Genomic DNA, 12,987 nt, shown 5'->3' with positions numbered 1-12,987 from the left:
ATAGCAGAGCAGACCCTTGATTGTCAGTGTTCTTTTTTGGCATACCTGTATAGCCGTAACTTATGATAAGTTGCATCTGCGCTATCCCTGTATCCATGGAGGAATCTCTTGCATTCGGCTTTGTTCATGCCGGTCCCAGGTGCTTATTCACATACTGACTATCAACAAACCTCTACTCCGGTAGAGGTTTTTCTGTATTTCGGACCCTATCCGTTATCCCCCTAGGAGGTTACCCAAGTGACGAATCCGAGCATTGAAGAAGTGGTGTCGCTGTCGCGCGAATATAATCTGATCCCTGTTGTAACAAGATTGCTGGCTGATATGGAAACGCCGATCCGGCTGTTCCAGCGGTTTGCCGAGCAGGACCGCGCATTTTTGCTGGAGAGTGTAGAGGGCGGCATTCAGTGGGCGCGTTATTCTTTTATCGGCAGTGATCCGTTCCTGATGATCTCCGGCAAAAAGGGGCAGATCCAGGTGGAGGTCGGCGGCGAGAAAAAACAGCTGTCCGGCAAACCTGTCGAGGAGCTGAAAGCGCTGCTCCGTTCCTACCGCAGTCCCAAGCTGGACGGCATGCCGCCGTTCACAGGCGGAGCCATCGGATTCTTCGGCTACGATCTTCTGCAGTATTACGAGAAGCTGTCCGCACATGCGGTAGATGACCTGAATATGGATGATATCCGCTTTATGTTCTGTGACCGCATTATCGTCTTCGATCATGTGAAGCAGCAGATCCTGCTGGTGGGTAATCTTCATATTAAGGATGGCGATACGGATTCGGATATCCGGGCCAATTACGAGGAACTGAGCAACCGCTTAGTGAATCTGGCAGAGGAGCTGCAAAAGGAAGGCCCGAAGGAGAACGTCAACCGCCGCAGCATTCCGCAGGATATCGAGCTGGGAGAGATTCACTCGAATCTCACGAAGGAGCAGTATATAAGCAACGTAGAGCAGGCCAAAGAATACATCCGTGCCGGAGATATCTTCCAGGTGGTGCTGTCACAGCGGATGCATATCGAGACCGAGGTCTCTCCGCTGCATGTGTACCGGATGCTGCGCATTCTGAATCCTTCTCCTTACATGTATTATCTGAAAATGGATGAGGAGATCATCGTCGGCACCTCGCCGGAAGCGCTGGTCAAGGTGGATGGCGGACGGGTGGAGACCCGGCCGATTGCCGGAACCCGGCCGCGCGGAGCGAGCGCGGCTGAGGATCATCAGCTCGCCGCAGAGCTGCTTGAGGACGAGAAGGAACGTGCGGAGCATCTGATGCTGGTCGACCTGGGCCGCAATGATCTGGGCCGGGTCTCGAAATTCGGCAGCGTGAAATGCAATACGTTCATGGAGATCGAGAAATACTCGCATGTTATGCATCTAGTCTCGAATGTGACCGGAACGCTGGCTGAGGATAAGGATTTCTTCGATGCGTTCCTCTCCTGCCTTCCGGCAGGTACGGTATCGGGAGCGCCGAAGCTGCGGGCAATGGAGATTATTGCCGAGCTGGAGCGGGAAGCCCGCGGGGCTTATGCCGGAGCGATCGGCTATCTCGGCTTCTCCGGGAACATGGATTCCTGCATCACCATCCGCACGATTATTTTCCGCAAGGGCCGTGCTTACGTGCAGGCCGGAGCAGGAATCGTCTGGGATTCGGTGCCGGAGAAGGAATATGAGGAGACGGTGAACAAGGCCAAAGGAATGCTGAAGGCCATCCGTATGGCGGAAGCAATGTTCCCCGCCGAGGTGAAGGAAAAACAGGTCATTAACCAGGATTATATGTACGAATATACCCCGTGAGCCGGGAATTAGCAGAGACGAGATCAGAAGAGCAGAGAATGCTCCATAAAACTTAAAACTTTTAGGAGGACATCCACCATGGACGCAAGCCAGTTACTACAATCAGGAATTGCCGGTTTAATCGAGGGAAAGGATCTTACCCGTACGCAGGCCCGCGAGATTATGGGCACGATTATGGAAGGTGCAGCTTCACCGGCGCAGATCGGTGCGCTGCTGACCGCACTGCGGATCAAAGGGGAGACCGTTGAAGAAATCACCGGCTTCGCAGAGGCAATGCGCGGTTTCGGCACACAGGTGCTTACTGAGCGGAGCCAGCTGCTGGATACCTGCGGCACGGGCGGCTCCGGCATTCATAAATTCAATATCTCCACAGCTTCGGCGATCATCTCTTCTGCTGCTTCTGTAAGAGTGGCGAAGCACGGCAACCGTTCGGCGTCCGGCAGAGCGGGCAGTGCAGATGTGCTGGAGGCGCTTGGCGTCAATATTCATCTGAATGCAGAGCAGGCGCGGCAATGTCTGGATAGTATCGGCATCTGCTTCTTGTTCGCTCAAATCTATCATCCGTCCATGAAGCATGCCGCTGCTCCCCGCCGTGAGCTGGGTGTGCGGACGGTCTTCAATATGCTGGGTCCGCTGACCAATCCGGCCGGAGCAGACCGGCAGCTGATGGGCATCTACGACCGTAACAAGACAGAGACGGTGGCCAAGGTCCTGGGTGAGCTGGGCTCCAAGCGGGCGATGATTGTCAGCAGCCTGGACGGCCTGGATGAGATCAGCATCTCGGCACCGACGCAGGTCTCCGAGCTGAAGCAGGGCGTCGTCACCACCTACGTAATTACACCGCAGGAGCTTGGCCTCAGCCAGCATCCGCTGGAGGATGTAATGGGCGGGGATGCCGCAGAGAATGCGGCGATTATCACTACCGTGCTGGAGGGTAATATCAATCCGTACCGTGATATCGTACTGGCGAATGCCGGAGCTTGCATCTATGTCGCCGGTCTTGCCGATACACTTAAGGAAGGCGTGGACCGTGCCAGAGAGGTTGTGGATTCAGGAGCGGCTCTACGCAAGCTGGAACAGTTAAAAGCGATGACAAAGGAGCTTGATTATGTATCTTGACCGGATTGTTGCCACGAAAGTGAAAGAGGTAGAAGCGTTAAGCGTGCAATTCTCGCTCGCTGCGGCGGAGCGCTCCATTGCAGGTTTGCCTGCTACAAGAGGCTTCCGCAGTGCCCTGACTGAACGCCGGAACCGGGAGATGGGGCTGATCGCTGAAGTGAAGAAGGCCTCACCGTCCAAGGGGCTGATCCGGGCCGATTTTGATCCGGTGACGATTGCCCGGGGTTACGAAGCGGGAGGCGCGGATTGCCTGTCCGTGCTGACGGACAAGGATTATTTTCAGGGCAGCGGCGTGTATCTCCAGCAGGTAAGAGAGGCTGTGCAGCTTCCGCTGCTGCGCAAGGACTTCATTATCGATGAGAAGCAGATCTATGAGGCCCGGCTGCTTGGTGCAGATGCCATTCTGCTGATTGCGGCCATTCTGACCCCGCAGCAGCTCGCCGCGTTCACGGACACCGCTGCCGCGCTTGGGCTCGATATCCTGATTGAGGTCCATGACCGCACTGAACTGGAGACGGTATTGTCTACTGGTAAGGCTGAACATCCCGGGGTTCTGCTGGGCATCAATAACCGGAATCTCAAAACGTTCGAAACATCGCTCTCCGCTACGGAGGAGCTGGCAGCCTTGCTGCCAGCCGGTCTTCCCGTAATCAGCGAGAGCGGGATTACCGGGCCGGAGGATATTGCGTATCTCCGCAAGACACGGGCAACCGGTGTGCTGGTCGGAGAATACCTGATGCGCCAGCCGGATGTAGAGCAGGCAATCCATCAGCTGCTCGGTCCGCTTCCAGCCGGGAAGGATCGTGTGCAGCGTGACTGAACCTCTCGTAAAAATCTGTGGACTTCAGGGCGTTGAAGTGCTAAAATCTATGAATAGTTTGCCGCTCGATTATGTGGGCCTGGTGTTTGCACCCAGCCGCCGGAGAGTTACCGCGGGTGTGGCTGCGGAGTTGATTGCGGAGCTGGGAAACTGGAAGTCTGAGCCTGCGCCCCGCCCGGTAGGCGTATTCGTTAACCCCGAACTTTCTGAGCTGGCAGAGCTGCTGAGAACGGTACCGCTGGATGTTGTGCAGCTTCATGGACAAGAGAGTCCGCAGTTCTGTGCGGAGGTCAAGGCTGCTTTTCCCCAGGTTAAGGTCTGGAAGGCCCTTTCGGTTGCCGGACGCAGTTCTGATGCGGGGGATGAGGTTCAGGCTCTGCTGGACAGCTATGCAGGCACTATTGATGCGCTGCTGCTGGATACCTATGATCCGCAGGACAGCGGCGGAACGGGCCGTACCTTTGATTGGGAGCAGATCCCCTTATACCAGCAAGCGGCGGCGAAGCATGCGCTGCCTTTATTTATAGCCGGAGGCTTGCATCCGGACAATGTGAACGAGCTGCTGGATGGCTACGCCCCTTATGGCGTGGATGTCTCCAGCGGAGTAGAGAGTAACGGCAGTAAGGACATTGCTAAAATGACAGCTTTCGTAGAAAGGGTGAAGCAATCATGATACAAGTACCGGACAAAAATGGACGTTTTGGTTCTTTTGGAGGCCGCTTCGTTCCTGAGACCTTGATGACTGCACTGATTGAGCTGGAAGAGGCTTATAATAAATTCTCGGCAGACCCGGCCTTTCAGGAGGAAATAGATTATCTGCTCAAGCAGTATTCGGGCCGCGAGACCCCGCTGTATTATGCAGAGCGGCTAAGTAAGCAGCTTGGCGAAGCCAAGATCTATCTGAAGCGGGAGGACCTCAATCATACAGGCGCCCACAAAATCAACAACGCGATCGGACAAGGCATTCTGGCCAAAATGATGGGTAAAACCAAGGTGATTGCCGAAACCGGCGCAGGCCAGCACGGAGTAGCTACAGCTACGGTAGCCGCCTTGCTCGGTATGGAATGCAAGGTGTTCATGGGTGAAGAGGATACCCGCCGCCAGGCGCTCAATGTCTTCCGGATGAAGCTGCTCGGGGCAGAGGTTATTCCGGTGACCTCCGGCTCCAGAACGCTGAAGGATGCCGGGAATGAGGCACTCCGCTACTGGGTGAGTAACGTAGAAGATACGTTCTACGTGCTTGGGTCTGCGGTAGGTCCCCATCCGTATCCGATGATGGTCCGTAACTTCCAGCGGATTATCGGGGATGAGACCCGCCGCCAGATCCTTGAGGCCGAAGGGCGTCTGCCGGATCTGCTGGTTGCCGCTGTAGGCGGAGGCAGCAATGCTATCGGCATGTTCTATCCGTTCATGGAGGATGAGCAGGTGGGGATGATCGGTGTTGAAGCTGCCGGTAAAGGCGTAGACACACCCTTCCATGCAGCAACCATGAGCAAAGGAAGCCATGGCGTGTTCCAGGGCTCAATGAGCTATCTGCTGCAGGATGAGCATGGACAGGTCATTGAGGCCCATTCCATATCGGCCGGACTCGATTATCCGGGCGTTGGGCCAGAGCATTCCTATCTCAAGGACATTCACCGTGCCCAGTACGTGCCGGTGACCGATGCGGAAGCGCTGGATGCGCTGAAGCTGCTCTGCGTGACGGAGGGCATCATTCCCGCCCTGGAATCGGCTCATGCCATTGCCCATGTGGTGAAGCTTGGCAAGACGCTGACCAAGGATGATATTGTGGTGATTTGCCTGTCGGGACGCGGCGACAAAGATGTCGAATCCATTATGGCTTATACGGAAGGGGCGGAGCAGCAATGACAACTGAAACGACGAACCGGATGGACCTGGCGTTTAACCGGCTCAAGGCGGAAGGCCGTACTGCCCTTATTCCGTTCCTTACCGTAGGCGATCCTGATCTTGAGACTACGCTGGATATTATTGCCGAGCTGGAGGCAGCAGGAGCGGATATCCTGGAGCTTGGCGTTCCATACTCCGATCCGCTTGCCGACGGTCCGGTTATCCAGCGGGCGTCCGCTAGAGCGCTTCGCAGCAAGGTTCATCTGCGCACCTGTATGGAGACGGCGCTGAAAGCAAGGCAGGCAGGCAGCGGGCTGCCGTTCATCCTGTTCACGTATTATAATCCGGTGCTGCAGATGGGGCTGGATACGTTTTTTGCGGAGCTGAATACCCATGAGATCAGCGGGCTGATTATACCCGACCTGCCGATTGAGGAATCAGAAGACATGCGTGCACGCAGCCATGCCGCCGGAGTGAATCTCATTCCGCTCGTAGCCCCGACCTCCAGCGAACGGATTGCCCGGATTGTATCCGGCGCCAGCGGCTTTGTCTATTGCGTATCCTCGCTCGGTGTAACCGGGGAACGCTCTAGCTTCCACAGCGGAGTAGATGAGTTCATTGCGTCCGTCCGCCGGTCTACGGACCTGCCGATTGCTGTAGGATTCGGAATCTCCACTGGAGAACAGGTATCCCGTTTTGCCAAGATCTGTGATGGGGTAGTAGTGGGCAGCGCCATTGTCCGCAAGGTGGAGGAGGTTATTCCCCTGCTGTCCCAGCCGCAGACGAGAAGCGCCGGACTGTTGCAAATTCGTGAATTTGTGGCACAATTAAGACCTAATTAACTTTTGGAGAGCGAGGATCACCCATGAATCCAAAACCGAATATTGTTGACCTTCCTGTCTACAAGCCCGGGAAACCCATTGAAGAAGTCAAGAAGGAGCTGGGCTTAAGCGAAGTCATTAAGCTGGCATCCAACGAGAACCCTTACGGGGCTGCACCAAGTGCAAAGGCCGCTATTGTAGCGGAGCTGGATAACCTCTTTTTATACCCGGACGGCTCTGCCGCGGAGCTGACGGCAGCGCTGGCTAAGCACCTGGGCGTGGCGGGCGACCGTATTATTTTCGGATGCGGATCGGATGAGATTATTGCTCTGATTGCCCGTGCCTTCTTCCTGCCCGGGGACGAGACGATTATGGCCGATCAGACCTTCTCTGTATATAAGAGCAATGCCGATATAGAAGGGGCAGTAACCATAGAAGTCCCGCTTAAGGACGGAACGCATGATCTGGATGCGATGCTGGCGAAGATTACTGACCGGACCAAGATCGTCTGGATCTGTAATCCGAACAATCCGACCGGTACCATTGTGCCTGAGGATGCTCTGATTTCGTTCCTGGATGCAGTACCTGCCGGCGTGATGGTAGTCCTGGATGAGGCCTACTACGAATATGTGACCGATCTCAGCTACACTGACGGTATTCAGCTGATTGACAAATATCCTAATCTGGTAGTCCTTCGTACCTTTTCCAAGATCTATGGTCTTGCTGCGCTCCGTATCGGCTATGGTGTAGCCAGCCAGCAGGTCATTTCCCTGATTAATCAGGTGCGTGAGCCGTTCAATACGACCCGCCTGGCTCAGGTGGCTGCAGTGGCGGCACTTTCCGATCAGGAATATGTGCAGCAGTGCCGTACGCTTAACAGTGCAGGGATTGTGCAGCTCCAGGCGGAATTCACGCGTCTCGGGCTGACGTCGTTCCCGGCCCACGGCAACTTCATTATGGTGGATGTACGCAAACCGGCCGCTGAAGTCTTTGATACGCTGCTGCGCCAAGGAATCATCGTCAGAACAGGCTTCCACCGGTATCCGACCTATCTGCGGGTGACCATCGGCTCCACCGAGCAGAACACAGCCTTCGTAGCTGCTCTGGAGCAAGCGCTGAAGGAGCAGGAAATTCGCGCATAACCGCAAAAGGCTCAGAAGCTGGATTGACGATACCACAGAAGGCAGGTAGTACTAAGAACATGACGACAAAAATAGCAATTTTCGGTGTCGGCCTGATCGGCGGCTCACTAGCCCTTTGCTTCAAAGGCAAGGAGGGGTTGACCGTTGTTGGCCATGCCCACCGCCCTGAATCTGCTGCCAAATATGTGAGCAGAGGTGTGGTTGATCAGGCTACATTATCACTAGAGGAAGCTGCACTGGATGCGGATTATATTTTTCTGTGTGTGCCGGTTGGCATGCTTGAGGACTATCTTCAGCGGTTAAGCAGGCTGCCGCTGAAGCCGGGCTGCATCATTACAGATGTCGGCAGTACCAAGGCTAGCATCGCCGCATGTGCCCTTGCACTGGATATTCCCGGTGTACATTTCATCGGAGGCCATCCCATGGCCGGATCGGAGCGTTCAGGCGTAGAGGCAGCCTCCTCCTTACTGTTTGAGAATGCGTACTACGTGCTTACGCCCCCTCCAGGCGTACCTGAAGCGGCATACCAGGCTCTGGAGTCGCTCCTGCTACATACTAGAGCGCAGATTGTCCGGCTTGATCCGGAGCGCCACGATGAGATTGTTGGAGCGATCAGCCATCTGCCGCATATTATTGCGGTAGCCCTGGTGAATCAGATTCATGCATATGACCATTCGGACTCCTTGTACAGCACGCTGGCTGCAGGGGGCTTCCGTGATATTACCCGCATTGCTTCGAGCGATCCGATCATCTGGCGCGATATTCTGCTGAATAACCGCTCTGTGATGCTGCGGCTGCTGAAGGATTGGAACGATGAGGTGTCTTCGTTCATCCATCTGCTGGAGAGCGGGGATGGTGCAGGGATCGAGTCAGCCTTCCAGGAGGCGAATCAATTCCGCAGCCAGCTGCCTGAGCGGCGCAAGGGAATGATCACTCCGCTGTTCGATCTGCATATTGATGTTCCCGATCACCCCGGCATTATCGGCCGTATTGCTACGGAGCTGGGCGACCAGGGTATCAACCTTAGCAACGTGCAGATTATTGAGAGCCGTGAGGATGTTCCCGGGATCATGCGCTTATCTTTCCGCCAGGAGAATGACATGGAGCGGGCCAGAGTTCTGCTGCAGGAGAATGATTATACCGTATATATGTAAAAAAAGAGCCGGGGCCAGAAGCCCAGGCTCTTTTTTTGAACACTAACAGCTTTCTCTAGGGTGATGCCCACGCTCCAGCAGTAAACAAGCGCTCAGTAAACACCCAAATGTTCGCAAAAATGGACAAAAAAAAGACCGCTTACATAATAAGCGGTTACAGTTCACAATTTCTTGGAACCGTGTAGTGTTTGGATAGGAGTGGAGAGAAACCATACTGTACTTTTATTATATGTATCCGTTTACATTTTGTCAACACTTTATTCAAAGAAAATAACACCGCTTTCACCGGCCTGTCTGTGCTTCTCTCAAAGTCTATTAATTTCCTCCTGTTAGAAACTGTGCTATACTGGGTTAAGTATGTTTATAGATTCCTTCCAAGTATAGGTAACCGCTTGCTGAACAAGTGGAGACGGGCTGTGTTGTCCTGTAAGCAGAATGCTGCCTTTCTTCTGACTTGAAAAGAATGAAAGTTGTAAATATGCGAATTTTTTTCAGTATTTACATACACCAAGCCTTAAATAACGGTAAGTTGAATATACATAGGAAGATTGGATTTTTGTGCTGCAAATTTGAAGTAATGCCGCAACTTTTTGTTACCTGCCCGGTATAAGTAGATACGGACCGGACGGGATTACACGTGCAAGGGCGAGGAGGGCCGACTCACCATGACGGATTCCCAGTTGATCCAGCTAATCAAGCAAGGCGATACAGAATTATACTCGGAACTCATGCGGCGATATCAACGCAAGATATTGGCGTTTGTGTACCACATGCTGAAGAACTCCCATATGGAGCTGATTGCCGAAGACCTCTGTTCAGAGACCTTCTACAAAGCCTTCCGGAGTCTTCATTCCTTCCGGGAAGTGGATGCTTCTTTCTCCACATGGCTGTACACGATTGCCCGCAATACAGTGCTGAGTGAACTTCGTAAGAACCGTGCCGGGAATGTGTCGCTCGAAGAGAGCGGGTATACGCCTGTGGCACCGCTTGATGTTGCCCCGGAACAGGCAGCATTGCGTAAGGAACGGATGGAGCTCGTCCGCGAAGCGATTAACAAACTCCCGGAGAAGCAGCGTTCTGCGCTGATTCTGCGTGAATATGATCAGATGGATTACCAGGAAATTGCCGTGATTCTGGAGCAGAGCGTCAGCTCTGTGAAGTCACTGCTGTTCCGGGCTAGGAGCAGTGTGAAGCTGCAGCTCGAATCCTATTTCTATGAGCCTGAAGTTGAAGAGCAGGCTGAGAGGGTGTAAGCCTATGAATTGCAGGGAAGCGCAGGATTCCATTCCACACTTGTGGGACGCTCCCCCCACAGATCCCAGGCGGATTAGACTTGAGAGACATATCGCAACCTGCTCCTACTGCAGTGCCGAATGGGCGCTGTGGCAGGAGACCAGTGAGCTTATGCAGGATACAAGATTCGATGTCAGCGATGAGCGGGCAGAAGCGATTAACAGTAAGGTTATGGAGCGGATCTATCTGGAGAGCCCCTGGCTTATGCCCGGTGACGGGAAGTCTGCGGGGAGTTCTACAGTATTCCGGCATCGCTTAAGCCTCTGGATTGCCTGTTTCTTAGCGGTGTTTATCTCCAGCTTCTTATACTTCACCGTGTTCAAGACCCCCTCGAATACGACGGCGGCACAGAGCGGAATCGTCGAGACAGGTGTGGCAGGTTTAACCCTGGACTGGTCTTCTTCCTATCCGGTGGAGTCTGAGGGCGGGATCATTGAGCCGCTGGTGGCCAATATGGGCCCTGCACATCCGCAGTACTGGATGGTATTGTCGACGCTGGGCGTCGGATTATCCATATTCCTGCTGGTCCGTCTGAACCGGTACCGCAGACAATGAGAACCCCCTTCCCGAATATGGAGAAGAGGGTTTTTGATTTGACTATAGGATTTATATGTTTCCGCTTGTTCTAAAAAAGAAGACATTTGTTTTCATTCGTGTTACATTAGTAAGCAAACATAAAAGGGAAGGGAACGGTGATAGGCGATGCTGATCGGCTTAATACGCCATGGGCTGACGGATTGGAATGCGGTAGGTAAAATTCAGGGACAAAGTGATATTCCGCTGAATGATGAAGGCAGACGGCAGGCTGAGATGCTGGGCGACCGGCTGCTGCAGGAGCCTTACCACTGGGACTATTGTATTACCAGCAGCCTGTCGCGTGCAGCAGAGACCGGCAAGATCGTAGCGGCCAAGCTGGGTATTCCTCTACTTGAGCCGGATGACCGTATCCGTGAGCGTGCCTACGGCCAGGTGGAAGGCATGACGGCTGAAGCCCGTGAAACCAAATGGGGCAAGGATTGGAAGCTGCTGTCTCTGGGGCAGGAGAGTGATGAGGCGCTTCAGGTCCGGGGTCTTGCATTCCTGGAGGATATTACGGCCCGCTTCCCGGGTAAGAATGTCCTGGTCATCTCCCATGGAGGATTCCTGGCACAGCTCTACACCGCACTTTACAAAGACAAATATTCCGAACGGCTCGGCAATCTCTCTCTCACGATTTTGGAGAAGAACGAGCAGGAATGGAATCCTTTATTATACAACTGTTCCCGCCATATTTTACAAAAACAGCATTAACCCGACCCTTCGGGTTATTTTTTTTGCGGCAAAAGGAATAAAAAGGGCTGTATTTCCCATAATGGTAGTAAAACAGTGAGGCGATGAGAGATGAATCTGGCGGATATGCTCACTTATGCAGACATTGGTCAGCTAACCGCCATTGCGGGACGCTATCAGTGTGAGTGCAAACGGAATTCCAAACATGATTTGATTCAGAGTATATTGATCACCTTGGGCAGCCGGGAGTTCATGGAGTCCCATATTAAGGGGAGTTCTCCGGGAGAGCTGCGTTTGCTGAACAGCCTGCTCTTCGATGAACGCAGCCACTTCAGCCTGGAGGATCTGCTGGCTGCCGCCAGGCAGGCCTCCTTCGATGCCCCGCCCGGCAAAAGCGGGGACTACCGCGAGCTGGTCAGCCGGCTTAAGAACAGCGGCTGGCTGTTCAGCGGAGCTTCCCAGCAGAGCCGGTATCTGTTCCAGGTTCCGCTGGATCTGAAGAAGCGCTTCCGTGAGCAGATGGGCCAGTATTTGCAGCAGCGGATTATTCCTGTTCCGGAGCCGGCAGTGTACAGGGGGGAGGGGGATTTGCTGGCCGGAGATCTGCTGCTGTTCCTGCGGTATGTGAAGGAGAATGAGCCTGAGCTGAACCAGGAAGGCGCGCTATATAAGCGCAATCAGCAGGGAGTGATGAATGCGCTGCAGATTGCGGAGCCTTTGCTCGGCAAGGGCGGCTGGAGGTTCGGCTACGGCAGGGCTTGTGAGCATTATCCGCCCAGATTTGCCCTGCTGTATGATTATGCCCGCCACCGCCGCTGGATCTCCGAGGAAGGCTACAGGCTGCAGCTTACAGCTGCAGGCGAGCATTTTCTGGCGGAGGGGAAATCGGAAAAGCTGATGCAGTTATTCTCCTTTTGGTTAAGACTGTATAAAGGGGCTATTCCCAATTTGCCTTCGCTGGTCTACTGGATCAGTCTAAGTGCCGGCAGATGGGTGACCACAGCCTCGCTGTCAGAAGGAATCGGCTGGCTGATCAAGCCCTTTTATTACGATGATGCCGCTTCCATTCTCGAACAGCGCATCTTGCGGATGATGCTGCATCTGGGCATGCTTAAGCTTGGTGAGGAACCCGCAGGAACAATGGTCATGATGACACCCTGGGGATGTGAGGCGGCTGTGCCGAAGCATCTGCTCAGGTAAGGGGGAGAGAGATGCGGATTGCCTATGGGAGTTACATACCGCAGCTTGACGAATCAGTCTATGTGGCGGAAGGCGCTAAGCTAGTTGGCGATGTAAGGATAAGCAAACAATCCAGTGTCTGGTTCAACGCCGTACTTCGCGGTGACCTGGCGCCGGTGATCATCGGGGAGCGATGCAATATCCAGGACGGTGTGGTCGGCCATGTGGCGGAAGGATTGCCGCTGGTGCTTGCGGATGACATCTCGGTCGGGCATTCAGCAATCATCCACGGCTGCCGGATAGGCAAGGGCACATTAATCGGAATGGGTGCAATTGTACTGAACGGAGCAGAGATTGGTGAATATGCTTTAGTAGGAGCCGGCTCCATTGTAACCGAGAACAAAATCATTCCTCCGTACACACTCTCCTTGGGCACACCGGCCAAAGTGGTCCGTGAACTGACTGAGCAGGATTTGCTGAGGATGGCACGCACAAGTGAAAGCTATGTGAAGAAGGCATTGGAATACGGAATTTCTTAAACAGCGGAGGTG

Annotated in this window: 13 protein-coding genes; all 13 read left to right on the top strand. The window is 54.0% G+C overall.

What is annotated here, in order from left to right; genetic code table 11:
* The first annotated feature begins 237 nt into the window (after positions 1–237).
* The 13 genes from trpE (at position 238) to NSS83_RS07475 (ending at position 12,975) form a co-directional block, all read left to right on the top strand.
* Entirely contained in the window at positions 238–1,791 is a 1,554-nt protein-coding gene (gene trpE, locus NSS83_RS07535; protein ID WP_341018336.1) for an anthranilate synthase component I, read from the top strand.
* 78 nt (positions 1,792–1,869) lie between these two features.
* Positions 1,870–2,910, top strand: a complete 1,041-nt coding sequence (gene trpD, locus NSS83_RS07530; protein WP_341184970.1) for an anthranilate phosphoribosyltransferase — start codon at positions 1,870–1,872, stop codon at positions 2,908–2,910.
* Positions 2,900–3,730, top strand: coding sequence for an indole-3-glycerol phosphate synthase TrpC (trpC, locus tag NSS83_RS07525; RefSeq protein ID WP_341347977.1), 831 nt, complete (start codon positions 2,900–2,902; stop codon positions 3,728–3,730). Before trpD ends, trpC begins: the two co-directional genes overlap by 11 nt.
* Complete coding sequence (locus NSS83_RS07520; RefSeq protein WP_341347976.1) at positions 3,723–4,403, top strand: phosphoribosylanthranilate isomerase; 681 nt, start codon at positions 3,723–3,725, stop codon at positions 4,401–4,403. Before trpC ends, NSS83_RS07520 begins: the two co-directional genes overlap by 8 nt.
* Positions 4,400–5,599 carry a tryptophan synthase subunit beta gene (trpB, locus tag NSS83_RS07515; RefSeq protein ID WP_341184973.1) on the top strand — a complete coding sequence of 400 codons (1,200 nt, stop codon included), beginning with the start codon at positions 4,400–4,402 and terminating at the stop codon, positions 5,597–5,599. The genes NSS83_RS07520 and trpB overlap by 4 nt, the downstream gene beginning before the upstream one ends.
* Positions 5,596–6,420: a tryptophan synthase subunit alpha gene (trpA, locus tag NSS83_RS07510; protein WP_341184974.1), complete on the top strand. Its 825-nt coding sequence runs from the start codon at positions 5,596–5,598 to the stop codon at positions 6,418–6,420. The genes trpB and trpA overlap by 4 nt, the downstream gene beginning before the upstream one ends.
* A 23-nt stretch (positions 6,421–6,443) precedes the next feature.
* Positions 6,444–7,541, top strand: a complete 1,098-nt coding sequence (gene hisC, locus NSS83_RS07505) for a histidinol-phosphate transaminase (protein ID WP_341347975.1) — start codon at positions 6,444–6,446, stop codon at positions 7,539–7,541.
* Positions 7,542–7,600: 59 nt separating this feature from the next.
* A complete protein-coding gene (locus NSS83_RS07500; RefSeq protein WP_341347974.1) occupies positions 7,601–8,695 on the top strand; it encodes a prephenate dehydrogenase in 1,095 nt (364 codons plus the stop codon).
* Positions 8,696–9,360: 665 nt separating this feature from the next.
* Complete coding sequence (locus NSS83_RS07495) at positions 9,361–9,948, top strand: sigma-70 family RNA polymerase sigma factor (protein WP_341184977.1); 588 nt, start codon at positions 9,361–9,363, stop codon at positions 9,946–9,948.
* A 151-nt stretch (positions 9,949–10,099) separates the two neighbouring features.
* Entirely contained in the window at positions 10,100–10,543 is a 444-nt protein-coding gene (locus NSS83_RS07490; RefSeq protein ID WP_051478164.1) for a hypothetical protein, read from the top strand.
* A 147-nt stretch (positions 10,544–10,690) separates the two neighbouring features.
* Positions 10,691–11,278 carry a histidine phosphatase family protein gene (locus NSS83_RS07485; RefSeq protein WP_341184978.1) on the top strand — a complete coding sequence of 196 codons (588 nt, stop codon included), beginning with the start codon at positions 10,691–10,693 and terminating at the stop codon, positions 11,276–11,278.
* Positions 11,279–11,368: 90 nt separating this feature from the next.
* On the top strand, positions 11,369–12,457 hold the full coding sequence (locus NSS83_RS07480; protein ID WP_341184979.1) for a hypothetical protein: 1,089 nt from the start codon (positions 11,369–11,371) through the stop codon (positions 12,455–12,457).
* A gap of 11 nt (positions 12,458–12,468) precedes the next feature.
* Complete coding sequence (locus tag NSS83_RS07475) at positions 12,469–12,975, top strand: gamma carbonic anhydrase family protein (protein ID WP_341184980.1); 507 nt, start codon at positions 12,469–12,471, stop codon at positions 12,973–12,975.
* Positions 12,976–12,987: the final 12 nt, after the last annotated feature.

The sequence above is a fragment of the Paenibacillus sp. FSL H3-0469 genome, assembly GCF_038051945.1.
Lineage (GTDB): Bacteria > Bacillota > Bacilli > Paenibacillales > Paenibacillaceae > Paenibacillus_AQ.
This window is presented reverse-complemented; position numbering and strand designations above follow the sequence as displayed.

Excerpts from the sequence above, each read along its gene's own strand:
- trpA (WP_341184974.1), top strand. The coding sequence starts at position 5,596 with ATGACAACTGAAACGACGAACCGGATGGACCTGGCGTTTAACCGGCTC.
- NSS83_RS07480 (WP_341184979.1), top strand. The coding sequence starts at position 11,369 with ATGAATCTGGCGGATATGCTCACTTATGCAGACATTGGTCAGCTAACC.
- trpC (WP_341347977.1), top strand. The coding sequence starts at position 2,900 with ATGTATCTTGACCGGATTGTTGCCACGAAAGTGAAAGAGGTAGAAGCG.
- hisC (WP_341347975.1), top strand. The coding sequence starts at position 6,444 with ATGAATCCAAAACCGAATATTGTTGACCTTCCTGTCTACAAGCCCGGG.
- NSS83_RS07490 (WP_051478164.1), top strand. The coding sequence starts at position 10,100 with ATGCAGGATACAAGATTCGATGTCAGCGATGAGCGGGCAGAAGCGATT.
- trpB (WP_341184973.1), top strand. The coding sequence starts at position 4,400 with ATGATACAAGTACCGGACAAAAATGGACGTTTTGGTTCTTTTGGAGGC.
- NSS83_RS07475 (WP_341184980.1), top strand. The coding sequence starts at position 12,469 with ATGCGGATTGCCTATGGGAGTTACATACCGCAGCTTGACGAATCAGTC.
- NSS83_RS07485 (WP_341184978.1), top strand. The coding sequence starts at position 10,691 with ATGCTGATCGGCTTAATACGCCATGGGCTGACGGATTGGAATGCGGTA.
- NSS83_RS07500 (WP_341347974.1), top strand. The coding sequence starts at position 7,601 with ATGACGACAAAAATAGCAATTTTCGGTGTCGGCCTGATCGGCGGCTCA.
- trpD (WP_341184970.1), top strand. The coding sequence starts at position 1,870 with ATGGACGCAAGCCAGTTACTACAATCAGGAATTGCCGGTTTAATCGAG.
- NSS83_RS07495 (WP_341184977.1), top strand. The coding sequence starts at position 9,361 with ATGACGGATTCCCAGTTGATCCAGCTAATCAAGCAAGGCGATACAGAA.